Genomic DNA, 25,543 nt, shown 5'->3' on the forward strand with positions numbered 1-25,543 from the left:
CAAACGTGCAGACGCAAAAAAGCCGGGAATTTCCCGGCTGCCGCATCATACACACGTTTTCCCAAAGGATCACCCCGCGAGAGGCTTTAGCCGCCCGGCGGGGTCCTTCAAGATCAGTGTTGGATCAAGGTTTGGCTTTTTCCAGGTAACGGAAGAAGTCGCTGCTTGGGTCCAGAACCATGACGTCGGTTTTGTTCGCGAAGCTTTCACGGTAGGCACGCAGGCTACGGTAGAAACCGTAGAACTCCTGATCCTGACCGTAGGCCTTGGAGTAGATCGATGCGGCCGTGGCATCACCATCACCGCGAACCTCTTCAGATTCACGATAGGCTTCAGCCAGCAGTACGCGGCGCTGACGATCGGCGTCGGCACGGATGCCTTCGGCCAGCTCGTTACCCTTGGCACGGTGCTCGCGCGCTTCACGCTCACGCTCGGTGCTCATGCGCTCGAACACGCTGCGGTTCACTTCCTTCGGCAGATCGATGGCCTTGACCCGAACATCGACAACTTCGATGCCCAGCTCTTTTTCCGCCATCTTGTTCAGCGAAGCAGTGATGTCCGCCATCAGCGCGTCACGCTCACCGGAAACCACCTCGTGCAGGGTGCGCTTACCAAACTGGTCACGCAGACCCGATTCCAGACGACGCGAGAGGCGTTCGTCAGCAATCTGCTTGAGGCCGGAAGTCGCGGTGTAGAAACGTTCGGCATCCTTGACGCGCCACTTGGCGTAGGCATCAACCATGACGGCTTTCTTTTCCAGCGTCAGGAAACGCTGTGTCGGTGCGTCCAGCGTCATCAGGCGTGCGTCGAATTTGCGCACCTGGTTAACGTAAGGCACTTTCACATGCAGGCCTGGCTGAACATCGGCCTGAACCACGCGACCGAACTGCAGCAACACCGCACGCTCGGTCTGAGCCACGATGTAGAAGCAGTTCCAGGCAGCGATCGCCACGACGACGCCGACAATAAGGGCGATCAGCGATTTATTGCTCATCAGCGACTCTCCCTGGTACGTGCCGGCTGCTGCGAATCAACTGCCGCACGCGCATGTCCGTCATTGCTGGTCGCGGCCGCGCTGGTTACCGGCGCTGCACCACTACGACCACTGTCGATCATCTTGTCCAACGGCAAGTACAGCAGATTGTTCTGGCCATTCTTGTTGCCGGTCACGAGAACCTTGCTGGTATTGCTGAAGACTTCCTGCATCGTGTCCAGGTACAGACGCTGACGAGTGACCTCCGGCGCCTTGCGATACTCGGCGACCAGTTTGGTAAAGCGATCTGCCTCACCCTTGGCGCGAGATACCGTTTCGTCGCGATAACCGTTGGCATCTTCAATGATGCGCTGGGCCTGACCACGGGCTTCCGGCACGACGCCGTTGGCGTAGGTTTCAGCCTGGTTGCGCGAACGCTGCTCATCTTCACGAGCGCGGATCACGTCATCGAAGGCTTCCTGGACTTCACGCGGTGCCGCTGCGCTCTGAACGTTGACCTGAGTGACGGTGATACCGGTGCGATAAGTATCGAGGAAGCGTTGCAGACGCTCCTTGATTTCGCTGGCCATCAATTCACGACCTTCGGTCAGCACCTGATCCATGGCGGTGGAACCCACCACATGGCGCAAGGCGCTCTCGGTCGCGTGTTGCAGGCTGATTTCCGGCTGATCGACGTTCAGCACGAAGTCCTGCAGATTGGTGATCTTGTACTGCACGGTCAGCGGCACTTCGACGATGTTTTCGTCTTCAGTGAGCATTTGACCCTGCTTGGTGTAGGCACGCTCACGCGTGACGTTTTCCATGTACTTGCGATCGATCGGCGGGAAGTAGATGTTCAGACCCGGGCCGACGGTTTCGTAGTACTTGCCGAAGCGCAGCACCACGGCTTGCTCCTGCTCGTCGACTACATAAACCGCGCTGTACAGCCAGACGGCCGCCAGCACGACAAGGCCGATGCCGAGCAGGCCGTAACCGCCGCCCTTGCCCGAACCACCGCCATCGTCACCACGTTTCTTACCACCACCGAACAACCCATTCAGGCTTTCCTGCAGCTTTCGGAAGGCCTCGTCGAGATCTGGTGGCCCCTTGCGGTCGCCATTATTGCGGCGTTTACCACCCCAAGGATCCTGATTATTCGAGTTGCCACCCGGCTCATTCCAAGCCATAGCGCTCTCCATCTGATAAAGCAAAGACGCACCCACGGCGCGCCGACCAATGCTACAGAATGCCTGCTACAGCGGCACAACCGCTTTTTCAGGCTTTTATTGCAAAGTGTGTTGCTCGATGAATTCCAGCGGCTGCATTCCTTCGCGGCTCACCAGTCGATTGAGCTCGACTCGCGGCAAACGAACGGCCAGCAAACAGATGCCTTCTTCGTCGTGTTCTTCTTTCTGTACGGCACCGAGCGCAAAGAACTGCGCACGCAGTCGAGCAAAACGCTGCGGCAAGCGCAAGGTGCCGACGAACAAATCGTCGCCCAGCAACTCCGCAATAGCCTGTTTGAGCAGATCCAGCCCCTGACCGTCACGCGCCGACAACCAGACCCGCTGCGGTTTGCCATCGGCATCACGCTGGATCTGCGGCTCTACGCCCTCGAGCAAATCGAGTTTGTTATAGACCTCAAGGATCGGCAAGTCTTGTGCACCGATCTCGCCGAGTACCGCCATGACCTGTTCGATCTGGGCCATGCGTTCTGGCTCGTGAGCGTCGATCACATGCAGCAGCAGGTCAGAGTTGCTCGACTCTTCGAGCGTAGCCCGAAATGCCTCGACCAGTTTGTGCGGCAAGTGACGGATGAAGCCCACAGTGTCGGCCAGTACGATCGGACCGAGGTCGGCGAGCTCAAGCCGGCGCAAGGTCGGGTCGAGGGTGGCGAACAACTGGTCTGCCGCGAACACGTCGGAATCGGTGACCGAGTTGAACAGCGTCGACTTGCCGGCGTTGGTATAACCCACCAGAGAAACCGAAGGGATATCCGCTCGCTGACGACCACGACGAGCCTGATCACGCTGGCTGCGGACCTTTTCCAGACGACCCTTGATCTGCCGCAGGCGAACCCGTAGAAGACGCCGGTCGGTTTCCAGTTGGGTTTCACCCGGACCACGCAGACCGATACCGCCTTTCTGCCGCTCAAGGTGAGTCCAGCCGCGAACCAGTCGCGTACTCATGTAATCAAGCTGGGCCAGTTCGACCTGGAGCTTGCCTTCATGGGTGCGGGCGCGTTGGGCGAAGATATCGAGAATCAGGCCCGTACGGTCAATCACGCGACACTCGAAAACACGTTCGAGGTTACGTTCCTGACTGGGCGTGAGGACGGAATTGAAAATCACCAGATCGACCTTCTCGGCTTTGACCTGGTCGCGCAATTCCTCGACCTTGCCGCTGCCAATCAGGTATTTGGCGGTTGGCCGATGACGCGGCACGTTAACAAACGCGACGGTCTCGGCGCCTGCCGAAATTGCCAACTCCTGAAACTCCTGCGGATCTTCGCGCGCCTCAGGGTCCTGACCATCCAAGTGAACGAGAATGGTTCGCTCACCACCACCGTGGCGCTCAAAAAACAAAGGAGACTCCTATCAGGCGTTACCTGGCTCAGCGTCTGCTTGTTCGGTTTCGGTTGCGCTAGGCAGACGAATTGGACGAACCGGCACCACTGTAGAGATAGCGTGTTTGTAAACCATCTGGCTGACGGTGTTTTTCAGCAGGATGACGAACTGGTCGAACGACTCGATCGTGCCTTGCAGTTTGATCCCGTTGACCAGATAGATGGATACCCCAACTTTCTCTTTACGCAATGTATTCAAGTAAGGGTCTTGTAGCGAATGCCCTTTTGACATGTGTCGCACTCCTTTAAGGATTCAATAATAAAAATAGGTAAAAAAATGGCTTAAGCCGTCACACCCCCAAGGATAGACGGCAATTGCAAGGACTCAGCTCAATATGGAGATGGTCCCCAGGTATTTCAAGGCGCGTGGCAGATTGTCGCAATCGAGGCTGTCCAACCACTGTAAATCAGCCCAACTGCGCAGCCAGGTGAACTGGCGCTTCGCCAATTGGCGCGTGGCAATGATCCCACGCTCCTGCATCTCGGCTGACGTCAGCTTGCCATCCAGGTAATCCCAGACTTGTCGGTAACCTACAGCGCGTATTGACGGCAACCCGGCATGCAGGTCGCTTCTATTACGCAGGGCTACGACCTCGTCAATGAATCCCTGTTCCAACATTTGTGTGAATCTTTGTTTAATACGCTCATGCAATACCTGACGGTTCGCCGGAGCGATAGCCAAGTTCGCGACAGTATAGGGCAATTGTTGACGACCCGAAGCGCCTGCGTCAGTACTTTGCGCAGATTGTATCGCGCGCAGGGTTGTCATGCTCTGACCACTGACCCGATAAACTTCCAGCGCCCGACTGAGCCGCTGCGGGTCGTTGGGGTGGATTCGCGCCGCCGACACCGGATCGATCAACGCCAACTGATCGTGCAGGGCTTGCCAGCCAAGGCGTGCAGCCTCTTCCTCGATTTCAGCGCGAATCTGCGGATCAGCCGCTGGCATATCGGCCAAACCTTCGAGCAAAGCCTTGTAATAGAGCATGGTGCCGCCGACCAGCAGCGGAATATTGCCGCGTGCAGTGATCTCGGCCATGGCCTCCAGGGCATCCCGGCGAAAGTCCGCCGCCGAATAGGCCTCGGCCGGATCGAGAATGTCGATCAACCGATGAGGAAACTCGGCCAACAGCTCTTTCGAAGGCTTGGCGGTGCCAATGTCCATGCCGCGATACACCAGCGCCGAGTCGACGCTGATCAGCTCGCAGGGCAGGACCTTGGTCAGCTCGATGGCCAGATCGGTCTTGCCCGCAGCGGTCGGGCCCATCAGGAATATCGCTGGAGGGAGCTGGCTCATCAACGACCGCGCAAAAACAGTTTGTCCAGATCGTCCAGGCCCAATTGGGTCCAGGTCGGTCGGCCATGATTGCATTGACCGCTGCGCTCGGTGTTTTCCATGTCCCGCAGCAGACCGTTCATTTCCGGCAAGGCCAGGCGCCGGTTGGCGCGGATCGCGCCGTGGCAGGCCATGGTCCCGAGCAATTCGTTCAGGTGCGCCTGAATCCGGTCGCTGGTGCCGTACTCCATCAGGTCGGCCAGTACGTCGTGCACCAGACGGTTGGCCTCGGCCTGCTTGAGCAATGCCGGGATCTGCCGGATCGCCAGGGTTTCCGGGCCCAGACGCTGAAGCTCGAAGCCGAGGCGCTGGAACCAGCTGACGTGCTCTTCGGCGCAATCGGCTTCACGCTGACTGACTGCAATCGACTCCGGCACCAGCAACGGCTGGCCGCTCAGGCCTTCGCTGGCCATCGCGATTTTCAGGCGCTCGTACATGATCCGCTCGTGAGCGGCGTGCATGTCCACCAGCACCAGCCCTTGGGCGTTTTCCGAAAGTATGTAGATGCCTTTGAGTTGCGCCAGCGCATACCCCAGCGGCGGGATATCGCCCTGACCGTCAGGCAGTGCCGTGGCATTCGCTTCAGGCAATGGCGCAAAAAACTCGCGATAGGCAGCCTGGGCTTCAGCCACCGGCACGCCCGACTGCGGACGCGGCGTGTATTGGTATTGGTAACCGGCGCCGGCGCCCGAACCCGCCGGCGTATTAAAGGACGGTTGTGCCTGCGGCTGCTCCAGCAGCGCATTGGCCGCCAGACGCATTTCGCCTTGCGGGCCGAATTCGCCGGCTTCGATGCCGGTCGGCCTGACCACGGCCGTCGCGACAGGCGCGGCCAGATGATCTTCCGGACGCACATCACCCAGAGCACGGTGCAAGGTGCCGTAGAGGAAGTCGTGGACCATGCGCCCGTCACGGAAGCGCACTTCGTGTTTGGTCGGGTGCACGTTGACGTCGACGCCCGCCGGATCGACTTCGAAAAACAGTACGAACGTCGGATGCCGGCCGTTGAACAGCACATCGCGATACGCCTGGCGCACCGCGTGGGCCACCAGTTTGTCGCGCACGGCACGGCCGTTCACAAAGAAATACTGCAAGTCCGCCTGGCTGCGGTTAAAGGTCGGCAACCCGACCCAACCCCACAAATGCAGGCCATTGCGCTCGATCTCGATCGGCAGCGCCTGCTCCAGGAAACCCGCGCCGCAGATCGCCGCCACACGCCGGGCGCGCGCGGCGTCGTCATGGGCTTCGTGCAAGCTGAGGATGGTCTTGCCGTTATGGCGCAGATGGAACGCCACGTCGAAACGCGCCAGCGCCAGACGCTTGATCACTTCTTGCAGGTGATCGAATTCGGTCTTTTCGGTCTTGAGAAATTTGCGCCGCGCCGGGGTGTTGAAGAACAGGTCGCGAACCTCAACCGAGGTGCCCACCGGATGGGCCGCTGGCTGAACGCGAGGCGCCATGTCCCGGCCTTCGGTCTCGACCTGCCAGGCCTGATCGGCATCCCGGGTGCGGGACGTCAGGGTCAGGCGCGCAACGGAGCTGATCGACGCGAGTGCTTCACCGCGAAACCCGAGGCTCATGACCTGCTCGAGATCTTCGAGATTGCGAATCTTGCTGGTGGCATGTCGCGCCAGCGCCAACGGCAAATCATCGGCGGAGATGCCGCTGCCATCATCGCGAACCCGCAGCAGCTTGACGCCACCCTGCTCGACATCGACGTCGATTCGCTTGGCGCCGGAGTCGAGGCTGTTTTCCAGCAGCTCCTTGATTACCGAAGCCGGGCGCTCAACCACCTCACCGGCAGCAATCTGGTTCGCCAGGCGCGGGCTGAGCAGCTCGATACGCGCTGCGCTGTTCACGGCCTCGTTCATTCCTTGGCCGCCAGTTCGGTGCCCGGGATATTCAGGTGCTGGCCGATTTTCAGTTCGTCGGATTGCAGGTTGTTGGCACTGCGCAGGGTCGCCGGCGAGACCTGATAACGCACGGCGATCATCGCCAGGGTTTCACCCGGGCGCACCGTGTGGTCACGCGGCCCTTGGGCAATCTTGCCGGAATCGCGGAGCCAGGCGATGTAGGTGCCCGGTGGCGGGTTCTGCTGGAAGAACTGGCGCACGCCCGCGCTGATCGAACGGGCCAGCGCTTGCTGGTGACCGGACGCAGCCAGTTTCGAGGCCTCGTTGGAGTTGGAGATAAACCCGGTTTCCACCAGGATCGACGGGATGTCCGGCGACTTCAACACCATGAACCCGGCCTGCTCGACGCGCTGCTTGTGCAACGGCGTGACACGGCCGATGTTGCTCAGCACCTTCTGGCCGACGTTCAGGCTGGAAGTCAGCGAGGCGGTCATCGACAGATCGAGCAGCACGCCGGCGAGCATCTTGTCCTTGTCGTCGAGGCTGACGTTGCCGGCACCGCCGATCAAGTCGGAACGGTTTTCGCTGTCGGCCAGCCAACGCGCGGTCTCGGACGTCGCGCCGCGCTCAGACAAGGCGAATACCGAGGCACCAAACGCTGCAGCCGATGGCGCCGCGTCGGCGTGGATCGAGACGAACAGGTCGGCGCCCTTCTTGCGGGCAATCTCGGTACGGCCGCGCAACGGAATGAAGTAGTCGCCGGTACGGGTCAGCTCGGCACGGAAGCCTTTCATGCCGTTGACCTGGCGCTGCAGCTCGCGGGCGATGGCCAGCACCACGTCTTTCTCGTGTTGGCCACGGGAACCGGAAGCGCCCGGATCTTCGCCGCCGTGACCGGCATCGATGACCACGATGATGTCGCGCTTGCCGGCCGGAGCAGGCGGCAGCTTGATTGCCGGCTCAACCGGGGTCACCGGCACTGCCGGCACGGTGGCGACGGTTGGGGTCGGGGTCGGTGCAGGCGGCGGCGCGGCATCGGCGGCGTTGTCGAACAGGTCGACCACCAGTCGGTTGCCGTACTGCGCATTCGGCGCCAGTACGAAACTTTTCGGGGTAACGGCTTTTTTCAGGTCGATGACCACCCGCAGATCGGTCGGCGTGCGCTGAGCCGAACGCATGTCGGTAATCGGGGTATTGGCGGTAGAGACCTTCAGCGGTGCGCCGAGGACTGCGCCATTGATGTCAATCACCAGACGATCCGGGGACGTCAGGGTAAAGACGCTGTGCTGGACCGGGCCAGACAGGTCGAACACCAGTCGCGTGTTATCCGGTGCCCGCCACAGGCGAACACTGTTGACCTTTGTCGCGGCCACAGCGTCGACGGCCAGTGCCGTAAGCAGCATTCCTACGACAGCAACCAACGCGCGAAAGCGCATACCTAACCCCATCATTTATTTGAATTCCAATGCCAAAGCGGCACACCAAGACTCGCCACGCAAACCTTGGGGCGACAGATTCAGCGAACGCCCGCTGTCATGCGGGCTAATGGTAATGGTCAGGTCGGGCTTTGGCAAAAAGCCTGCACCCTTCTGGGGCCACTCGATCAGACACAGTGCATCGTCTTCGAGATAGTCGCGGATGCCGAGAAACTCCAGTTCCTCCGGATCGACCAGTCGATAAAGGTCGAAGTGGAAGGCGCGAATGTGGCCGATCTCGTAGGGTTCGACCAAGGTGAAGGTCGGACTTTTTACCGCCCCAATATGCCCCAAACCACGAATAATACCCCGCGACAGGGTGGTTTTGCCCGCCCCCAGGTCACCGTCCAGAAAGATGATGCCGTGCCCTTGGGTCACTTGAGCGATACGGTTGCCCAACACCACCATGGCGTCTTCATTGGCCAGATACAGGGTTACTTCAGACACGGTGCTTGCTCCTCCAGCAACTGACGAATGGCGGGAATCAGATCACTGGCCGCCAGCCCCCGGCCATATTTACCTTCGCGTTCGCCAGCGTTGGCGTGCAGCCAGACCGCCAGGCAAGCCGCATCGAACGGGTTCAGGCCCTGAGCCAGCAAGGCACCGACCAATCCGGCCAGTACATCCCCCAGCCCCGCGCTAGCCATGGCCGGATGACCTTGATGGCACAGCGCCAAACGACCATCGGGACTGGCAATCAGGCTGCCGGCCCCTTTGAGAATGACGGTAGTTGAATATTTTTTGCTCAATGCATGGGCCGCGGCAGGGCGATCGGCTTGAACCTCGTCCGTGGAAATCCCCAACAACCGCGCCGCCTCCCCCGGATGCGGAGTGATCACGCAATCTTTCGGCAGGCGCACATCACCCAGGCTCAGCAGATTCAGCGCATCGGCGTCCCAAACCTGCGGCAACGGGGCGTTTGCCGCCGCCGACAATAAGCTGCGACCCCACGCGCCCTTACCGAGACCCGGCCCGACCACCACCACGCTGACTTGCTCAAGCGGGCCCATCAGCTGATTGGCCGAGTGAGTGCCCAGAACCATGACCTCGGGCACCCGCGCCAATGCGGCCGCAACATGCTCGCTGCGGGTGGCCAGAGACACCATGCCCGCGCCGCTGCGCAGGGCGCTTTGGGCGCTCAAGAGGATGGCGCCGCCGAAACCACGATCGCCACCGATCAGCAGGACGTGACCGAACCGGCCTTTATGAGCGCTCGGTGCCCGAGCAGCCAGGCGCGGCAGGTTGCCGGGATTCAGGCGATGAGCACTGACGGCGCTTTCGGCGACGATCTGCGGGTCGGCTTGCAGATCGTTGAACTGCAACTCCCCCACCTGATCCGCCGCATCGCCGGTGAACAGCCCAAGCTTGAGGCCGATGAAAGTCACGGTGAGGTCGGCCCGAACCGCAACCCCGAGGACCCGCCCGGTATCGGCGCACAACCCCGATGGGATATCCACCGCTGCAACGGGCAAGCCACAGGTATTGATCACCTTGATCGCGGCGGCATAGGGCTCGCGCACCTCACCGCTCAGACCGGTGCCCAGCAGCGCATCCAGCACCACGCCACGCAGCTCGCTCGAAGGTGTCCAGGCCTCGACGACAACCCCGGCGGCCAGCGACTCGGCATGCGCCAGCGCTGCATCACCCTGCAAGCGCGACGGTTCAGTCACCGCCAGCACTCGCACCTGCCAGCCGGCTCGCAGAGCCAGCACCGCCACCAGATAACCGTCCCCGGCGTTATTGCCGTGGCCCGCCAACACGCTGAGTTCAGTAGCCTTCGGCCAGTGCCGGACCAACGCTCGCCACGTCGCCCGGGCAGCCCGATGCATCAATTCGAAGCCCGTTGTCCCGGCCGCAATCAGCCGCGCATCGAGCGCCCGGACCTGTGCGGCGCTGTACAGCGCGTCGGGTAAATGGTGTTTTGTCTGCGGCATGCGTCTTCAGGCTCCGATGTCTGGCAGAATTATACGCACCTCAGCTCCGGTTTCCCCTGTCTCATGCCTGCAATTACTACAGATCTTCCTGCTCTCGCCCAATCAATCAAAGACTGGGGCCGCGAGTTGGGCTTTCAACAAGTTGGCATCAGTGGTCTGGACCTGGCTGAGCATGAACAACACCTGGAACGCTGGCTCGAAGCCGGCTACCACGGCGAAATGGACTACATGGGCGCCCACGGCAGCAAACGCTCGCACCCGGAAGAGCTGGTGCCGGGCACGTTGCGGGTGGTTTCGCTGCGCATGGACTACCTGCCGGGCGACACTGAAATGGCCAAACGCCTGGGCCAACCGGAAAAAGCCTATGTCTCGCGCTATGCGCTGGGCCGCGACTACCACAAGCTGATCCGCAAACGCGTGCAACAACTGGCAGAGAAGATTCAGCAGGTCATCGGCCCCTTCGGCTACAGGGCCTTCGTCGACAGCGCCCCGGTGCTGGAAAAAGCCATCGCCGAACAGGCAGGTCTCGGCTGGATCGGCAAAAACACTCTGGTACTGAACCGCAAGGCCGGCAGTTACTTCTTTTTGAGCGAACTGTTCGTCGACCTGCCGCTGCCAGTGGACCCACCCCACAGCACCGAACACTGCGGACGCTGCACGGCGTGCCTGGACATCTGCCCGACCAAGGCCTTCGTCGGCCCCTATGTACTGGACGCGCGACGCTGCATTTCGTACCTGACCATCGAGCTGAAAAGTGCAATCCCCGAAGACTTGCGGCCGCTGATCGGCAATCGGGTGTTCGGTTGCGATGATTGCCAGATCGTTTGCCCGTGGAACCGCTTCGCCCGCCCGTCCGGTGAAAGCGACTTCAAACCGCGACACAACCTCGACAACGCCGAGCTGGCCGAGCTGTTCATGTGGGATGAAGAGAAATTCCTGAGCAGCACCGAAGGCTCGCCGTTGCGCCGAGCCGGCTATGAGCGCTGGCTGCGCAATTTGGCCGTGGGACTGGGTAACGCACCTTCAACGATTCCGGTGCTGGAAGCCCTGAAAGCACGGGTCGATTACCCATCGGAGTTGGTACGCGAACACGTGGCGTGGGCCCTGAAACAACACGGACTCCCGTAGGAGCTGCCGAAGGCTGCGATCTTTTGACGTTGATTTTTCAAGATCAAAAGATCGCAGCCTTCGGCAGCTCCTACGTGAGATCGCAAGATCGCAAGATCGTGAGATCGTGAGATCGCGGTGTCAGGCTTCGTCGTTGTAAACGAACTTGGGCATTTCCCAGTGGAAACGAATCGCCAGCAAGCGCAGCAGGAAGCCGCCAAACAAGGTGATCAGGATCGCCTGTTCGCCGGGTAATTGCAGGTAAAGGCAAAGCATGTAGCACCACGCGGCAGCGAACGAGACGCTGGCGTAGAGCTCGCGACGGAAGATCAGCGGGATGTCGTTGCAGAAGATGTCACGCAGGATGCCGCCGAACACCCCGGTGATCACCCCGCTGACCGACGCCACCAACATGCCGTGGCCCATTTCCAGCGCGGTCATGCAGCCAATCAGGGTAAATGCCACCAGCCCCACGGCGTCGAGCACCAGGAACAGCGAGCGCAGATGGCGCATCCAGCGTGCCGTAAAGACCGTGAACATCGCCGCGACGGAGGTCAGCACCAGGTATTCCGGGTGTTTGACCCAGGTCAGCGGGTAGTGTCCGAGCAACACGTCGCGCACCGAACCACCGCCCAGGGCCGTCACGCAGGCGATCAGCACCACGCCAAACCAGTCCATGCCACGCCGACCGGCAGACAACGCGCCGGTCATGGCTTCAGCGGTAATGGCAATCAGGTAGAGCATCAGCAACATGGTGGCGGTCCTTACGAGAAGGCGCGCAGTCTACTCAGATCGTTGGGGCACCAAAAGGGGGCGCTGGAGAATCTACTTCCGTACCATCCCCAGTGGCTGGGCGGACGCCATCGCGAGCAAGCTCGCTCCCACAGGAACAACGCAATCCAGTGTGGGAGCGAGCCTGCTCGCGATGGGGCCGGAACTGGCGCTGCAGGATCAGAACTTGATGAAGTGCGTGCGGTAATGCTGCAGCTCGGCGATCGACTCGCGGATGTCGTCCAGCGCCAGGTGGGTGCTGCCCTTCTTGAAGCTGTCGCGTACGTCCGGAGCCCAGCGTGCGGCCAGTTCCTTCAAGGTCGAGACGTCGAGGTTGCGGTAGTGGAAGTAGCTTTCCAGCGACTTCATGTGCGTATAAAGGAAGCGACGGTCCTGGCAAATGCTGTTGCCGCAGATCGGCGACTTGCCCTTCGGCACCCACTTCTCCAGGAAGGCGATGGTCTCGGCTTCGGCTTCAGCCATACTGATGCGGCTGTCGCGTACCCGCTGGGTCAGGCCAGAGCCACCGTGTTGACGGGTGTTCCACTCGTCCATGCCCGCCAGGATCTCATCGCTGTGGTGAATGGCGATCACCGGGCCTTCGGCCAAGGTGTTGAGATTGCTGTCGGTGACAATGGTGGCCATCTCGATGATGACGTCGGTGTCAGGGTTCAGACCGGTCATTTCCAGATCGATCCAAATCAGATTCTGCGGGTTTTGCATGTGTCGGCTCCTCGGCGTAGGCATGCAGTTTAGCCTAGAGGACTCTCGGGGCGTGCTAAACTCGCGGCCGTTTTACCTAATCGCTGCATTATCGACACGGAACACCCATGGCCAAACGCCAACTCAATCGTCGTCAAAACTGGCGCATCGAAAAGATTCAAGGCGAGCGCGCTGCCCGCGCCGCCAAACGCGAATCCTCTGCCGTAGAAGCGCTGGAGGGCGGTGACCTTGGCCCCGAGCAAACGGGCCTGGTGATCGCGCACTTCGGTGTGCAGGTCGAGGTCGAGGCCCGCGACGGCGAACTCGCCGGTCAGGTATTCCGCTGCCACTTGCGAGCCAACCTGCCTGCGCTGGTGACCGGCGACCAGGTGGTCTGGCGCGCCGGTAACCAGGGCATCGGCGTAATCGTCGCGCAACTGCCGCGCAACACCGAACTGTGCCGTCCCGACAGCCGTGGTCAGCTCAAGCCGGTAGCAGCCAACGTCGACATGATCGTGATTGTCTTCGCTCCACTGCCCGAGCCTCACGCCAACCTGATCGACCGTTACCTGGTCGCCGCCGAACACGCCGGCATTCGTCCGTTGCTGCTGCTCAACAAATTCGACCTGATCGACGAGCAGAATGCGCCGGCGCTGAATGCCTTGCTGGCGGTTTACCGCACGCTGGGCTACCCGGTACTGGAAGTCTCGGCGCATCACGGCAATGGCATGGAGCAGTTGCAGGAACAACTGGACGGGCGCATCAGCGTGTTCGTCGGTCAGTCCGGCGTCGGCAAGTCCTCACTGGTCAATAGCCTGTTGCCAGAAGTCGAAACCCGCGTCGGCCCGTTGTCCGAGTTGTCCGGCCAGGGCACCCACACCACCACCACTGCGCGGTTGTTCCACTTCCCCGGCGGCGGTGAGTTGATCGACTCCCCGGGTATTCGGGAATTCGGCCTGGGCCACGTCAGCCGTGCCGATGTCGAAGCCGGTTTCATCGAGTTCAACGACTTGATCGGCACCTGCCGTTTCCGCGACTGCAAGCACGACCGCGAACCCGGTTGCGCCCTGCTCAAGGCGCTGGAAGACGGCCGCGTGCAACAGCAGCGCATGAACAGCTACCGCTCGATCATCGCCAGCCTGCCCGAAACCAGCTATTAAACAGACTGTCTGCGCCCCTGCCGTCCAGCAGGGGTGCGGGCTGCTCTGCACGCCTTACACCCGCACCCCGAGCCATAAACAAAAGAACCTTCTGTAGGGCTTTTTGCCTCGCCAAAGAAGGACTCTTCTCTTTGTTTTCGGGCACCTTGTTGCCCTGATCTATTCCCCTACATTCACTCCCTCTTCGTGCCGCCAACCCGGCTGCGCGGGCACCCGTTCGCTGCGTGCGAACCGAGGGACACCCCATGCAAACCTTTCATTTGTTCATCAGCCATTCGTGGAACTACTCAGATGCCCACGACAACCTCGTCAAGCTTCTGAAGGCTCATCCGAGCTTCGCCTTCAAGAATTTTTCCGTCCCGCAGGAAGACCCGATCATCGGTGCGCGAACCGATAAGCAGCTGGTAGAAGCCATTGAAAACCAGATCCGGCCCTGTTCGGCAGTACTGATCATGGCGGGCATGTATTCCACTTACAGCAAGTGGATCAACAAGGAAATCGAGATCGCCAAACGCATGGGCAAAGTGATCATTGCGATCAAGCCCTTCGGAGCCGAACGGATTAGCGCTGTGGTGCGCGAGGCTGCCCACGCCGAATGCGCGTGGAACACCAACAGCATTGTCAGCACCATTCACAAGCACGCGGCGGGGTGAGTGATGCGCAAGGGATTGTTTATCGGGATCAATAACTACACGCATGTGTCGTCCTTGTCCGGCTGCAACAATGATGCGATAGCCATGGCTTCATTACTGGAACGCCATGCCAGCGGCCGACCCAACTTCAGCAACAAGATTCTGACTTCAGCGGAAGAGCATCTGAGCCTTGGGGCGCTCAAGGAAAACATTCGAAGTCTGTTTTCCGGCAAATGCGATGTCGCGTTGTTGTACTTCGCCGGGCACGGCCAATTCAATACGGACATTGATGAAGGCCTGCTCATCCCACAGGACTATCACCCCTCAGGTGAAGGCCTGCGCATCAGCGACATTCTGGAGTGGGCCCACAACGCCACGCAGATCGAAAACAAGATCATCATCCTCGACTGTTGCGAAGCCGGTGCGGCCGGAGAGCTTCGTGGCTTGAAGGGCGGATCCAGCAGGCTGAGCGAGGGAGTCACCATCCTCACGGCCTGCAAGAAAAACGAGCCTGCAATGGAAAACGCTGGCCACGGCGTATTTACCGGTCTGCTTCTACAGGCGCTGCACGGGGGAGCCGCCAACGTTCTGGGCAAGGTCACACCCGGCAGCGTCTACTCGTTTGTCGATAACGCTCTCGGCGCGTGGGAGCAGCGCCCCGTCTTCAAGACCAATGTGTCGCAGTTCGTGGCCTTGCGCGAAGTCGCACCGCTGATCGCCGAGGAAACACTGCGCAAGCTACCCGACTGGTTCCCCGACGCGAGCTTTGTCTTCCCTCTCGACCCCAGTTTCGAACCCACAGAGGCCGCATTCGATGCCGACAATGGCGACATCTTCGCCCAACTGCAAAAGTGCAACCGCCACAGCCTGATCGAACCGGTCGATGCCGAGCACATGTACTACGCCGCCATCCATTCCACCGGTTGCCGCCTCACCGCCCTCGGCGCCTATTACCGTGAACTCGCGATCAAGGGACATTTCTGATGCCTGTGTTTATCAGCTACCGCCATACCGACCGCGAGCGCGCCATGCTCATCAACGCTCGCTTGAAACTGGCCGGCATCAAGACTTACCTTGACGTACTGGATGCCGAATCTCAGACCACTGACGATATTACCAACGTCATTACCCGCAACATTACCGAGTGCACGCACCTGCTCGCTGTGGTCTCCGAAAAAACGGCGCAGTCCTGGTGGGTCCCTTTCGAAATCGGCGAAGCAACCATCAGCGATCGCCGGATCTGCTCCTTCAAGACCGGCAACACCACGCTGCCAATGTACCTCGACAAATGGCCAAAACTGAGCAACGACGACGACATCGAATTTTTCATCGATGAATACAAGGATGAGTCGGCGTCCCTACGCTCAATGACACTGGATTCGGCCAACGAATCGTTTCGCGGTACTTACAGGACGAAAGCCGAACACTTCCACGACAAACTGAAAAACAGAATTCGCCGCGGCTTCTGACCCGCTGGCGATAGACCGCCCGGACACAATAAGGCCGCGATCATCGCGGCCTTGTTGTGGGTCACTGCTTGGGTGGTTCAGCCGGCTGGGCCGGATCCCCTGCTTTCGGTGCCGGAGCGTCGAACAGGTTCAGGCGTTCCCGAAGCTCATGCGCCGGCAGCGGTTCCTTGTCCGCCGGCAAGGCGTTCGGATCGGCGGGTACGGTAGGCACCTCACCCGGAGCACCCTGCCCCGGTGTCGGCGCAGGCTCGGCCCCTTGTTCACCCTCGATGGCACGCTGGGCCTTCTTGGTCAGCACGACGATGTCGATTCGGCGGTTGACCGGGTTCAACGGATTCTTGCGGTCGAACAACACCGACGAAGCGTAGCCCACCACCCGCGCCACTTGCTGATCCGGATAGCTGCCCGCCACCAGCGCACGGCGAGCCGCGTTGGCACGGTTGGCCGACAGCTCCCAGTTGCCGAAATCACCGGTGCCCGCATACGGTTTGGCATCGGTGTGACCGCTGATACTGATTTTGTTCGGCACCGCTTTGATGGTGTCAGCCATGGCCAGCAGGATGTCTTCGAAGTACGGCTTCAAGCGCGCACTGCCGGAGTCGAACATCGGACGTTTTTCGGAATCGATGATCTGGATGCGCAAGCCTTCCGGGGTTATGTCGAAAAGAATCTGGTCCTTGAACTTCTGCAACTGCGGGTTCTCGTCGACCTTTTTCTCCAGCTCTTGCAGCAACAACTCAAGCCGCTCCTGCTCGACCTGCTCGGCCATGCCTTCAACCTGCTCGGTATCGACCGTCACCTTGTCCGGCTGCGGCTGGGACTTGACCTCGGGGTTGAGGGTTTTGTCCGGCGCCAGCTCCGGCGAGCCGCCGAGATCGATGATGTACGGCGTACCGCTTTCAGAGAAGCCGATCGGGTCCTTGAAGTAACCGGCAATGGCGATCTTCTGTTCCGGCGTGGCGGTGGATAACAGCCACAACACCAGGAAGAACGCCATCATCGCCGTCGCGAAGTCAGCGAAGGCGATTTTCCACGCGCCCCCGTGATGCCCGCCAGCAATGCGCTTGACGCGCTTGATGATTATCGGCTGATTATTCTCCATGACTTAACGACCGCGAACCGCTTGTTCCAGCTCGGCAAAACTCGGACGGTGCGCCGGGTACAGCACCTTGCGCCCGAACTCTACGGCCAGCGATGGCGGCATACCGGAAGCCGAAGCCACCAACGACGCCTTGATGGCCTCGTAAACGTTCAGCTCTTCCTTGGCATCGTGAGCCAGGGAGTGCGCCAGCGGACCAAAGAAACCGTAAGCCGCGAGAATACCGAAGAAGGTACCGACCAGTGCGGCACCGACGTGCAGACCGATGGATTTCTGGTCGCCTTCACCCAGCGAGGCCATGGTCACCACGATACCCAGTACCGCCGCGACGATACCGAAGCCGGGCATGGCATCGGCGATACCGTTGACCGCGTGGGATGGGTGCTCGAGGTCTTCCTTGAGGCTGAACAGTTCCATGTCGAACAGGCCTTCAAGTTCATGCGGCGCCATGTTGCCGGACGACATGATGCGCAAGTAATCGCAGATGAACGCGGTCATGCGGTCATCCTTGAGGACCGCCGGGTACTTGGCAAAAATCGGGCTGGCAGCGGCGTCTTCGATATCGCCTTCAATCGCCATCATGCCTTCGCGACGGCTCTTGTTGAGGATCTCGTAGATCAGGCCCAGCACCTCCAGATAGAAGGTGTGATTGAAACGCGAACTGAACATGCCCAAGGACTTCTTGAGCACGTGCATCGTCATGTGACCGGGGTTGGCCTGAAGGAACGCGCCCAGCGCCGCACCGCCAATGATCATCACCTCGAACGGCTGAATCAGGGCGGCAATCTTGCCGTGGGAAAGCACGTATCCGCCGAGCACGCTCGCGAATACGACGATGATGCCGATAATTTTAGCCATAGGTAGAAGGTACTTACTGAGTCGGGTTCAAGGTCATATTCGGAAGTTAAAAAATCTCTTCTTCTACTTATCGGCAAAACTGCGCCAGACTATAGCCAGTTAAGGCGAAAAGCCAATTTGGCCCGCTCCGGGCGTGTTTAATGCAGACGATGATCGCGCCCAACCATGGCTAACGAAACGACCGTTCCAACTGCTAAACCGACCACACTCGAAGGCTGGGTCAAGCTGCTCGATCGCGTGGTTTTGCCCGTGCCGCAAGCCAGTCATGACCGCGTTTGCAAGGCTATCGCCGACAATCGCAGCTCGTTGCGCGATATTGCCGAGTTGATGCAGGGCAGCCCGGCCCTGGCCCTCAGCGTCATTCGCGAAGCCAATCGCCACACCCATGGCAGCATGAGCGAGCCCAGCGAGAACCTGGAGGTGGCGATCAATCGCCTCGGTCTCAAGCGCACCGAAGAACTGCTCGCACGTCTGCCTGCCCTGCCCCAGAACGAAATCCCGCCGGCCCTGCGCCAACTGCAATTGATCAGCCAGCACGCGACCCAACAGGCCAACGGCTTTTTTGCCAGCCGCCTGGCGCGGCTCTGGCAGGACATCCACTGGGGCAGCCTGCTGTTTCTCTCGCCGTTCTGGCCACTGGCATTAACCTTCCCGCAGCTGCTGGAAGACTGGGAACTGCGGGTTCTGCACAAGGGCGAGCCCGCGAGCAAGGTCGAACAAGAGTTGTTCGGCGTGCGCCTGCTGGATCTCGGCCAGGCACTGGTGGAAGTCTGGCGCCTGCCGATCTGGGTCGGGCAAGGCTATCGACTGCTACAGGATGAACAACGCGAGCTGGCGAAAGTCCTGCACATCGCCCGCGACGCCGATCACCCGCTGCGCCAGCAAAACCGCCTCGACGACGACCCGACCCTGCGTCGCTGGCTCAACCAACCGGCCAATACAGTGTTGCTGGCCAATGGTCTGGCGTTATCGTCACAGCAAGCCTGGAGCAGTCCTCACTGCCTGCGCTGGCAGCTTCTGACCAGTCTCTACCTGCAAATGCCAATGGACGAGGTCCAGCAGCAACTGCACCAGCAAGCCGCGCTCAGCGCTCGCAACCATGCCATGCCAGACCTCTGGCATCCGGCCGGAGCATTGCTCTGGCCGTGGGACGAGCGGCGCCTTCATCACGGCCAGCTTCCGGCGCCAGCCCCCACCGCCGAAGACCTGACAAAGTGGCGCAAACAATGTGCAGAACTGCTGGCGGAGCCGAGCCGCTTTACCAACGCCATGCACCTGACCACCTCCGCCCGGGACGCGCTGGCTGCCTGCGGCATGCGTCGGGTGATGATTCTGATGGCTGATCGCACACACAGCCAATTGCGCGTGCACCAGATTCACGGCCTGCCTAAAGAAGCGGCCACGCTGAATCTGTTGGTCAGCCAGAGTGCCGTGCTGCAACGCTTGCTCTCACAACAGGCCCAGGTGCGTCTGACCCCGACCAACAACGCGCAATTTTCGGCCCTGCTGCCCGCCAGCCTGCGCGCGCTGTTCGGCGGTGAGCACCTGCTGCTGCGCTCCCTGGTCAATAATGGCCGGGTCATCATGCTGGTCGTGGCGGACCAGGGCGGCGGGCCATTTTCGGAAATCACCGTGCAAGCCTTCGGCAAAACCGCACAGTGCATCGAAAAAGCCCTGCACAGCTTTAGCAACCGCGGCCAGTAGCCGTTGCGCTACAATCCTCCCCTTTGTGCTCTGGAGACCTCACATGTCTGACTTCTCTGGCTTGTCGCTGGTGATCGAACCGAGCGACCTGCTCGCCCGTCTCGATGCTCGCGAACTGATTCTGGTCGACCTGACCAGCAGCGCCCGCTACGCCGAAGGCCACATTCCCGGCGCACGCTTCGTCGACCCCAAACGTACTCAATTGGGTCATGCGCCGGCGCCGGGCCTGCTGCCGCCACAGGCTGCGCTTGAAGCCCTGTTCGGCGAACTGGGGCATAACCCGGACGCGGTCTACGTGGTCTACGACGACGAAGGCGGTGGTTGGGCCGGACGTTTCATCTGGTTGCTGGATGTCATCGGCCACAATAAATATCACTACGTGGACGGCGGACTGCTGGCCTGGCTGGCGGAAGGTCTGCCGGTGTCTACCGAAGTGCCAGCGGCCGTCGGCGGCCCGGTTGCGCTAACCCTGCACGACGAACCTACGGCTACCCGCGAATACCTGCAAAGCCGTCTTGGTGCTGCCGATCTGGCGATCTGGGACGCACGCGGGCCGCTGGAATATTCCGGCGAGAAAGTCCTCGCCGCCAAGGGCGGACACATCCCCGGTGCAGTCAATTTCGAATGGACCGCGGGCATGGACAAGACGCGCAACTTGCGCATCCGCAGCGACATGCCGCAGATCCTCGAACAACTCGGGATCAGCAAAGACAAAGAAGTGATTACCCACTGCCAGACCCACCACCGCTCTGGCTTCACCTATCTGGTGGCCAAGGCGCTCGGTTATCCGCGGGTCAAAGGCTACGCCGGCTCCTGGGGCGAATGGGGCAACCACCCCGACACGCCTGTTGAGATTCAAGGTTCTTAAGGACAGTTAATGAAAAAGCGTTTGTTCATCCTCAGTCAATACCTGCTACCCCATCACCTGCTGTCGCGTCTGGCCGGGTGCATTGCCGAATGCCGTGTGCGCTGGTTCAAGAACGCCTTCACCGCCTGGTTCGCCAAACGCTATCAGGTCGACATGTCGCAAGCGCTGGTCGAAGACCTGACCGCTTACGAACACTTCAACGCGTTCTTCACCCGCGCCTTGAAAGACGGCGCGCGCCCGCTGGACCAGACTCCAGGCGCGATCCTCAGCCCGGCCGACGGCGCCGTCAGCCAGCTCGGCCCGATCGAACACGGCCGCGTGTTCCAGGCCAAGGGCCACAGTTTCAGCGTGCTGGAATTGCTCGGTGGTGACGCGGCAAACGCTGCGCCGTTCATGGGCGGCGACTTCGCCACTATTTACCTGTCGCCGAAAGACTATCACCGCGTACACATGCCGCTGGCCGGCACCCTGCGCGAAATGGTCTACATTCCGGGCCGGATCTTCTCGGTCAACCAGACCACCGCGGAAAACGTTCCGGAACTGTTTGCCCGTAATGAACGCGTTGCGTGCATCTTCGACACCGAGCGCGGGCCAATGGCTGTGGTACTGGTCGGTGCGATGATCGTTGCTTCGATCGAAACCGTCTGGGCCGGGCTGGTGACGCCACCCAAGCGCGAACTGAAAACATTCCGCTACGACGAAGCTGCCCGTGCGCCGATTCATCTGGAGAAAGGTGCCGAGCTGGGTCGCTTCAAGCTGGGTTCGACGGCGGTCGTACTGTTTGGCCCGGATCAAGTGAAGTGGGCTGAAGAGCTGGCGGCTGGTTCGCCAGTGATGATGGGCCAGGGCATGGGCTCACCAAAAGCCTGACCTGTACAAGATCCAATGTGGGAAATATGGGAAATGTGGGAGCGAGCTTGCTCGCGATAGCATCACCTCGGTTTATCAGATAGACCGAGGTGCCTGTATCGCGAGCAAGCTCGCTCCCACAAAGGCCTGCATTCACTCAGGCCATGCGGTATTACAGTTGACCGTCGCGGTCCCGGAAACCCAGCAGATACAGCACACCATCCAGACCCAGGGTCGAAATTGCCTGCTTGGCCGACTGTTTGACCAGCGGCTTGGCACGGAACGCCACACCCAGACCTGCAATTGCCAGCATCGGCAAGTCGTTGGCACCGTCACCGACAGCGATGGTCTGTTCCAGACGCAAGCCTTCCTTGTGCGCCAGCTCACGCAGCAAATCGGCTTTGCGCTGTGCGTCGACGATCGGCTCGACAGCCACGCCGGTCACTTTACCGTCGACCACTTCCAGCTCGTTGGCGAACACGTAGTCGATGCCCAGCTTGGCTTGCAGCTGTTTGGCGAAGTAGGTGAAACCACCCGACAGAATCGCCGTCTTGTAGCCCAGTCGCTTGAGTTCGGCGAACAGCGTTTCAGCGCCTTCGGTCAGGCGCAGGGACGCCCCGATCGAGTCCAGCACGCTGACATCCAGCCCTTTGAGCAAGGCCAGGCGCTCCTTGAAGCTGGCGCGGAAATCCAGTTCGCCGGCCATCGCCCGCTCGGTAATTTCCGAAACCTTCTCGCCCACCCCGGCGGCCTTGGCCAGTTCGTCGATGACTTCGGCTTCGATCAGTGTCGAGTCCATGTCGAACACCGCCAGACGACGGTTGCGACGGAACAGCGAGTCTTCCTGGAAAGCGATGTCGACGTTCAGTTCCTGGGCCACGCTGAGGAATTCAGCACGCAGGGCCTGCGGATCAGCCGCTTCGCCACGCACGGAGAACTCGATGCAACCCTTGCCCTTGTCCGCCGGAGTGTCCAGCGGCATACGCCCGGACAAACGGTCGATGTGGTCGATGTTCAACCCGTACTTGGCGGTGATCGAACTCACGCGCTGCAACTGCTCGGCCGTCACTTTGCGGGTCAGCAAGGTCACGATGTGGCGTTTTTTGCCCTGAGCACCCACCCACTGCTGGTAATCCTCTTCGGACACCGGCGTGAAACGCACCTGTTGCCCCAGCTCATAGGCCTTGAACAGGATGTCCTTGAGTACCGACGAACCTTGTTCGGTGTCGGGAATTTCAACCAGGATGCCGAACGACAAGGTGTCGTGAATCACCGCCTGACCGATGTCGAGAATGTTCACACCACCCTGGGCCAGTACACCGGTAATGGCCGCAGTCAGACCCGGACGGTCGACTCCCGTGATGTTTATCAGGACGATTTCGCGCAAGGCGCACCCCCGCAAGTGGAAAAAACCGCATTCTACCCACTTTCAGTGACCATCGGGCACAGCCAACGCTTTGCCGGTCTGGGGCCTGTCGCTATACTGCGCCTCAACTTCACGGACAAAAGAGCCGAGCTCAGTGAACCGGCCTACGCCAGTCAAAACCGATAACTTCTTTCTGCTGATCTTCCGGGCACTGCGCCATCGCCGTGTACCGATTGCATTGCGCATTGCCAGCCATAACGTGATCCTGGTCGCATTGGCCCTGGTGATCTACGCCTGCGTGATGGGTCTGCAGTTCAAACAGGCGATGCACGAGCAAGCGGATGCCCTCGGCCAAAGCCTGACCACCCAGACGGCGATGTCAGCGACCGAACTGTTGGTGTCCAACGACATCCTCAGCCTCAACGTGTTGCTGAACAACCTGACCAAGAACCCGTTGGTGGCTCACGCGGCTATTTATAGCGTGGACAACCGGATTCTTGCCGAGGCCGGGCAGCGCCCCAAGCACGGCTTGCTCGGTGAAGCCGAAGGCATGTACGAGAGCAAGATCACCTTTCAGGACGTGACGGCCGGACAGCTGCGGATCAGCCTCGACATGGCACAGTTCCAGCAGCCGATGACCATCAGCCTGCAAAGCATGGGCATTCTCAGCGCTATCCTGCTGGCCTTGTCCCTGGCCTTGAGCCTGCGCCTGGGTCGGCACATCTCCACACCACTGCTGCAATTGCGGGTGTGGCTGCGCGACATTGACGAACACACCCCGGCGACTCAGCGCCAGGACGAAATCGGTGACCTGGCCCGCCAGCTCCACAGCAGTTTCGCGCCTGAAAAGGTCGAGCCTGAACCCGAGCCGGAGCCTGAATTCGACGATTTCGACGACACCGAAGAGGCCGAGCCTGGCTTCGAGGTGCGTAACCTGCGCGACCCGAGCTTCGATGAGAGCGCTCCGGTGGCAGGCCTGAAACCGGCGCCACGGCATGTGATCAGCGCTGAAGAAGACGACCTGGACGAAGAAGATCCGTTTGCCGACCTTCGCGACACCGCTGAAGTTGCGCCGGCTGCCAAACCGCAACTCAAGCCGACAGCCCCGGCGCAACCACAGCACAGCGCGGTATTGGCGGTGCAGCTGGGTGCTCAGGATCAACTGCGTCGCCTGCCGCGTGCGCGCCTGACCGAACTGCTGGAGCGTTATCGCGATTGCCTGGACCAGGCTGCATCGCTGTATCAAAGCGAACTGCACACCCTGAACGACGGCAGCACGCTGATGCTGTTCCACAATGAAGACAGCGGTGACGACTACCTGACCAACGCCATTTGCTGCGGTGAGTTGCTGCGTGCGCTCGGCCATCAACTGCAGATTGAAGTCGCCGACAGCGGCATCACCCTGCAATTGCAGTTGGGTCTGACCTTGGGCGATGGACTCTTCGGCCTCAGCCAGATTGATCTGCTGCTGACCGAAACCGCTCAGGACGCCTTGGCCCTGTCCCAGCACAGCCGCAATCTGCTGCTGGTGGAACGCAAGATCAGCGACGACGTACTGATCCGCCAACGTGCGCGGATCCGCCCGATTGCCAGCCCGGAAGGTGCTTGCTGCGTCGAGCGGCTGATGGAGCCTTATCCATCGATGCTGGAGCGGCAACTGGCACGCATGCATGAGACACGCGCGTAGGAGCTGCCGCAGGCTGCGATCTTTCAGCCTTTAAACAACGAAGCCCGCAGACGAGTGATCGCCTGCGGGCTTTTTGTTGCCTGTTCCGGCCTCATCGCGAGCAAGCTCGCTCCCACAGTGGATACGGCCGTACACAAAAACGGCGTCCACTGAAGATCACCTGTGGGAGCGAGCTTGCTCGCGATGAGGCCGAGGGCAGCACCAGAGAACTCCAACCTGCAGAAACAACAAAGCCCGCATCAACGCGGGCCTTGTCTTTACAGCAATCACCTTAGAACCTGAACACTTCCATGTCCGTGCGAATCGGTGAAGCCATCGGCATCTTCGGCTTTTCCGGCCCGGCCGGCGCCACAGGCTTAGGTGCCGGTTTATGCGGTACGTCGACAACCGGTGGCTGATTGGCCAGCGGCTTGAGCGCGGCCGACAGTTGCTCGGCCAAGCGTTGCAGCAATATGCCCTGGGCCTGTACCTGAGCCGCCGTGCCACTCGCATGTTGCTCTTGCAGATGAACGATGCGGTTGTCACGCACCTGGCCGCGACGGTCAATCAAGCGCCACTGGGCATCGAGGATCGCCGGTTGCGACTCCCCCGAATCCAGGCGAGTGATCGACAGCAAAACCTGTACATCCGGGGTGAAACCCAGGGTCGCCGGCGCCAGAACTACGCGCTGGCTGTCCAGATGACCGGCCACCTGACGCAATAAAAGCTGATTGATGTCCGAAGACAGGCTGCCCGCCCAACGACCGTCGATGGACGCTTGCAGGCTGCCATCCGGCTGGCGCTGCAACAGGGTTTCACGTTGCAGGTAGTCGGCGATCGATACCGGACCCAACAAAACTGCCATGCCCGCGCTTTGCGCAGGCTGAGCCGGACTTCCGCTGTCCAGCTGATACAGCGACACCGGCTGGTGAACGCTGCAACCCGCCAGGCTAAAAACGCCAGCGAGCAACAAAATTAGAGGAAGGCGCAGAACAGTCATCATCCCATCCAAGTGACGGCCAACAGGCCCGTCACAGTGAAAAATACTCAATCAATATGAAGAACGCAGGACCACGCCCGCGCTTGAAAGGCCAT

24 protein-coding genes are annotated in these 25,543 nt (G+C 60.5%); 9 read left to right on the forward strand and 15 right to left on the reverse strand.

Annotated elements, in window-relative coordinates; genetic code table 11:
* Window positions 1-124: 124 nt before the first annotated feature.
* The 9 genes from hflC to BK659_RS03800 form a co-directional block, all read right to left on the reverse strand.
* Window positions 125-994, reverse strand: coding sequence for a protease modulator HflC (gene hflC, locus BK659_RS03760; protein WP_123423783.1), 870 nt, complete (start codon window positions 992-994; stop codon window positions 125-127).
* On the reverse strand, window positions 994-2,160 hold the full coding sequence (gene hflK / locus BK659_RS03765) for an FtsH protease activity modulator HflK (protein WP_123423784.1): 1,167 nt from the start codon (window positions 2,158-2,160) through the stop codon (window positions 994-996). Before hflK ends, hflC begins: the two co-directional genes overlap by 1 nt.
* A 96-nt stretch (window positions 2,161-2,256) precedes the next feature.
* Window positions 2,257-3,558, reverse strand: a complete 1,302-nt coding sequence (gene hflX, locus BK659_RS03770) for a ribosome rescue GTPase HflX (RefSeq protein ID WP_071552124.1) — start codon at window positions 3,556-3,558, stop codon at window positions 2,257-2,259.
* A 12-nt stretch (window positions 3,559-3,570) separates the two neighbouring features.
* Window positions 3,571-3,831 (reverse strand): RNA chaperone Hfq, encoded by a 261-nt coding sequence (gene hfq, locus BK659_RS03775; protein WP_123423785.1) that lies wholly within the window; start codon window positions 3,829-3,831, stop codon window positions 3,571-3,573.
* Window positions 3,832-3,924: 93 nt separating this feature from the next.
* Window positions 3,925-4,896, reverse strand: a complete 972-nt coding sequence (gene miaA, locus BK659_RS03780) for a tRNA (adenosine(37)-N6)-dimethylallyltransferase MiaA (protein WP_123423786.1) — start codon at window positions 4,894-4,896, stop codon at window positions 3,925-3,927.
* Complete coding sequence (gene mutL / locus BK659_RS03785) at window positions 4,896-6,794, reverse strand: DNA mismatch repair endonuclease MutL (RefSeq protein WP_185015283.1); 1,899 nt, start codon at window positions 6,792-6,794, stop codon at window positions 4,896-4,898. Before mutL ends, miaA begins: the two co-directional genes overlap by 1 nt.
* Window positions 6,795-6,802: 8 nt before the next feature.
* Window positions 6,803-8,239 carry an N-acetylmuramoyl-L-alanine amidase gene (locus BK659_RS03790; protein WP_123423788.1) on the reverse strand — a complete coding sequence of 479 codons (1,437 nt, stop codon included), beginning with the start codon at window positions 8,237-8,239 and terminating at the stop codon, window positions 6,803-6,805.
* Window positions 8,240-8,710 carry a tRNA (adenosine(37)-N6)-threonylcarbamoyltransferase complex ATPase subunit type 1 TsaE gene (gene tsaE, locus BK659_RS03795; RefSeq protein ID WP_123423789.1) on the reverse strand — a complete coding sequence of 157 codons (471 nt, stop codon included), beginning with the start codon at window positions 8,708-8,710 and terminating at the stop codon, window positions 8,240-8,242.
* Window positions 8,698-10,197, reverse strand: a complete 1,500-nt coding sequence (locus BK659_RS03800; protein ID WP_123423790.1) for an NAD(P)H-hydrate dehydratase — start codon at window positions 10,195-10,197, stop codon at window positions 8,698-8,700. Before BK659_RS03800 ends, tsaE begins: the two co-directional genes overlap by 13 nt.
* A 63-nt stretch (window positions 10,198-10,260) precedes the next feature.
* On the opposite strand from BK659_RS03800, the gene queG reads away from it, so the two are divergent.
* On the forward strand, window positions 10,261-11,325 hold the full coding sequence (gene queG, locus BK659_RS03805; RefSeq protein ID WP_123423791.1) for a tRNA epoxyqueuosine(34) reductase QueG: 1,065 nt from the start codon (window positions 10,261-10,263) through the stop codon (window positions 11,323-11,325).
* Between the two features lie 120 nt (window positions 11,326-11,445).
* Here queG and BK659_RS03810 read toward each other — a convergent pair whose 3' ends face one another.
* Complete coding sequence (locus BK659_RS03810) at window positions 11,446-12,057, reverse strand: trimeric intracellular cation channel family protein (protein WP_123423792.1); 612 nt, start codon at window positions 12,055-12,057, stop codon at window positions 11,446-11,448.
* A 198-nt stretch (window positions 12,058-12,255) separates the two neighbouring features.
* A complete protein-coding gene (gene orn / locus BK659_RS03815) occupies window positions 12,256-12,798 on the reverse strand; it encodes an oligoribonuclease (RefSeq protein ID WP_123423793.1) in 543 nt (180 codons plus the stop codon).
* 107 nt (window positions 12,799-12,905) lie between these two features.
* Between orn and rsgA the strand changes: the two genes are divergently transcribed.
* The 4 genes from rsgA (at window position 12,906) to BK659_RS03835 (ending at window position 16,038) form a co-directional block, all read left to right on the forward strand.
* Window positions 12,906-13,937 (forward strand): small ribosomal subunit biogenesis GTPase RsgA, encoded by a 1,032-nt coding sequence (gene rsgA, locus BK659_RS03820; protein ID WP_019691497.1) that lies wholly within the window; start codon window positions 12,906-12,908, stop codon window positions 13,935-13,937.
* 245 nt (window positions 13,938-14,182) lie between these two features.
* Entirely contained in the window at window positions 14,183-14,590 is a 408-nt protein-coding gene (locus BK659_RS03825; RefSeq protein WP_123423794.1) for a TIR domain-containing protein, read from the forward strand.
* A 3-nt stretch (window positions 14,591-14,593) separates the two neighbouring features.
* Window positions 14,594-15,553, forward strand: a complete 960-nt coding sequence (locus BK659_RS03830) for a caspase family protein (RefSeq protein WP_123423795.1) — start codon at window positions 14,594-14,596, stop codon at window positions 15,551-15,553.
* A complete protein-coding gene (locus BK659_RS03835; RefSeq protein ID WP_123423796.1) occupies window positions 15,553-16,038 on the forward strand; it encodes a toll/interleukin-1 receptor domain-containing protein in 486 nt (161 codons plus the stop codon). Before BK659_RS03830 ends, BK659_RS03835 begins: the two co-directional genes overlap by 1 nt.
* Before the next feature lie 61 nt (window positions 16,039-16,099).
* Here the strand turns inward: BK659_RS03835 and motB are convergent, their stop codons facing one another.
* Window positions 16,100-17,140 (reverse strand): flagellar motor protein MotB, encoded by a 1,041-nt coding sequence (gene motB, locus BK659_RS03840; protein ID WP_123423797.1) that lies wholly within the window; start codon window positions 17,138-17,140, stop codon window positions 16,100-16,102.
* Between the two features lie 3 nt (window positions 17,141-17,143).
* Entirely contained in the window at window positions 17,144-17,995 is an 852-nt protein-coding gene (gene motA, locus BK659_RS03845; RefSeq protein WP_123423798.1) for a flagellar motor stator protein MotA, read from the reverse strand.
* 165 nt (window positions 17,996-18,160) lie between these two features.
* On the opposite strand from motA, the gene BK659_RS03850 reads away from it, so the two are divergent.
* From BK659_RS03850 to asd, 3 genes are read left to right on the forward strand one after another with little or no spacing between them, the layout of a single operon-like run.
* Window positions 18,161-19,699, forward strand: coding sequence for an HDOD domain-containing protein (locus BK659_RS03850; RefSeq protein WP_123423799.1), 1,539 nt, complete (start codon window positions 18,161-18,163; stop codon window positions 19,697-19,699).
* Between the two features lie 43 nt (window positions 19,700-19,742).
* On the forward strand, window positions 19,743-20,567 hold the full coding sequence (locus tag BK659_RS03855; RefSeq protein ID WP_123423800.1) for a rhodanese-like domain-containing protein: 825 nt from the start codon (window positions 19,743-19,745) through the stop codon (window positions 20,565-20,567).
* Window positions 20,568-20,576: 9 nt separating this feature from the next.
* Window positions 20,577-21,437: an archaetidylserine decarboxylase gene (asd, locus tag BK659_RS03860; RefSeq protein WP_123423801.1), complete on the forward strand. Its 861-nt coding sequence runs from the start codon at window positions 20,577-20,579 to the stop codon at window positions 21,435-21,437.
* 151 nt (window positions 21,438-21,588) lie between these two features.
* On the opposite strand, the gene serB is transcribed toward asd, so the two are convergent.
* On the reverse strand, window positions 21,589-22,803 hold the full coding sequence (gene serB / locus BK659_RS03865) for a phosphoserine phosphatase SerB (RefSeq protein ID WP_019691491.1): 1,215 nt from the start codon (window positions 22,801-22,803) through the stop codon (window positions 21,589-21,591).
* A gap of 133 nt (window positions 22,804-22,936) precedes the next feature.
* Between serB and BK659_RS03870 the strand changes: the two genes are divergently transcribed.
* Window positions 22,937-24,469, forward strand: coding sequence for an AhpA/YtjB family protein (locus BK659_RS03870; protein WP_123423802.1), 1,533 nt, complete (start codon window positions 22,937-22,939; stop codon window positions 24,467-24,469).
* A 271-nt stretch (window positions 24,470-24,740) separates the two neighbouring features.
* On the opposite strand, the gene BK659_RS03875 is transcribed toward BK659_RS03870, so the two are convergent.
* A complete protein-coding gene (locus BK659_RS03875) occupies window positions 24,741-25,448 on the reverse strand; it encodes a PqiC family protein (RefSeq protein WP_123423803.1) in 708 nt (235 codons plus the stop codon).
* Window positions 25,449-25,543 lie beyond the last annotated feature (95 nt).

The sequence above is a fragment of the Pseudomonas brassicacearum genome (genome assembly GCF_003732225.1).
GTDB lineage: Bacteria > Pseudomonadota > Gammaproteobacteria > Pseudomonadales > Pseudomonadaceae > Aquipseudomonas > Aquipseudomonas brassicacearum_E.

Excerpts from the sequence above, each read along its gene's own strand:
- BK659_RS03835 (WP_123423796.1), top strand. The coding sequence starts at position 15,553 with ATGCCTGTGTTTATCAGCTACCGCCATACCGACCGCGAGCGCGCCATG.
- queG (WP_123423791.1), top strand. The coding sequence starts at position 10,261 with ATGCCTGCAATTACTACAGATCTTCCTGCTCTCGCCCAATCAATCAAA.
- BK659_RS03855 (WP_123423800.1), top strand. The coding sequence starts at position 19,743 with ATGTCTGACTTCTCTGGCTTGTCGCTGGTGATCGAACCGAGCGACCTG.
- BK659_RS03825 (WP_123423794.1), top strand. The coding sequence starts at position 14,183 with ATGCAAACCTTTCATTTGTTCATCAGCCATTCGTGGAACTACTCAGAT.
- BK659_RS03875 (WP_123423803.1), bottom strand. The coding sequence starts at position 25,448 with ATGACTGTTCTGCGCCTTCCTCTAATTTTGTTGCTCGCTGGCGTTTTT.
- hfq (WP_123423785.1), bottom strand. The coding sequence starts at position 3,831 with ATGTCAAAAGGGCATTCGCTACAAGACCCTTACTTGAATACATTGCGT.
- miaA (WP_123423786.1), bottom strand. The coding sequence starts at position 4,896 with ATGAGCCAGCTCCCTCCAGCGATATTCCTGATGGGCCCGACCGCTGCG.
- BK659_RS03830 (WP_123423795.1), top strand. The coding sequence starts at position 14,594 with ATGCGCAAGGGATTGTTTATCGGGATCAATAACTACACGCATGTGTCG.
- BK659_RS03850 (WP_123423799.1), top strand. The coding sequence starts at position 18,161 with ATGGCTAACGAAACGACCGTTCCAACTGCTAAACCGACCACACTCGAA.
- motA (WP_123423798.1), bottom strand. The coding sequence starts at position 17,995 with ATGGCTAAAATTATCGGCATCATCGTCGTATTCGCGAGCGTGCTCGGC.
- BK659_RS03800 (WP_123423790.1), bottom strand. The coding sequence starts at position 10,197 with ATGCCGCAGACAAAACACCATTTACCCGACGCGCTGTACAGCGCCGCA.
- hflC (WP_123423783.1), bottom strand. The coding sequence starts at position 994 with ATGAGCAATAAATCGCTGATCGCCCTTATTGTCGGCGTCGTCGTGGCG.
- BK659_RS03790 (WP_123423788.1), bottom strand. The coding sequence starts at position 8,239 with ATGATGGGGTTAGGTATGCGCTTTCGCGCGTTGGTTGCTGTCGTAGGA.
- asd (WP_123423801.1), top strand. The coding sequence starts at position 20,577 with ATGAAAAAGCGTTTGTTCATCCTCAGTCAATACCTGCTACCCCATCAC.
- motB (WP_123423797.1), bottom strand. The coding sequence starts at position 17,140 with ATGGAGAATAATCAGCCGATAATCATCAAGCGCGTCAAGCGCATTGCT.
- rsgA (WP_019691497.1), top strand. The coding sequence starts at position 12,906 with ATGGCCAAACGCCAACTCAATCGTCGTCAAAACTGGCGCATCGAAAAG.
- orn (WP_123423793.1), bottom strand. The coding sequence starts at position 12,798 with ATGCAAAACCCGCAGAATCTGATTTGGATCGATCTGGAAATGACCGGT.
- BK659_RS03810 (WP_123423792.1), bottom strand. The coding sequence starts at position 12,057 with ATGTTGCTGATGCTCTACCTGATTGCCATTACCGCTGAAGCCATGACC.
- hflK (WP_123423784.1), bottom strand. The coding sequence starts at position 2,160 with ATGGCTTGGAATGAGCCGGGTGGCAACTCGAATAATCAGGATCCTTGG.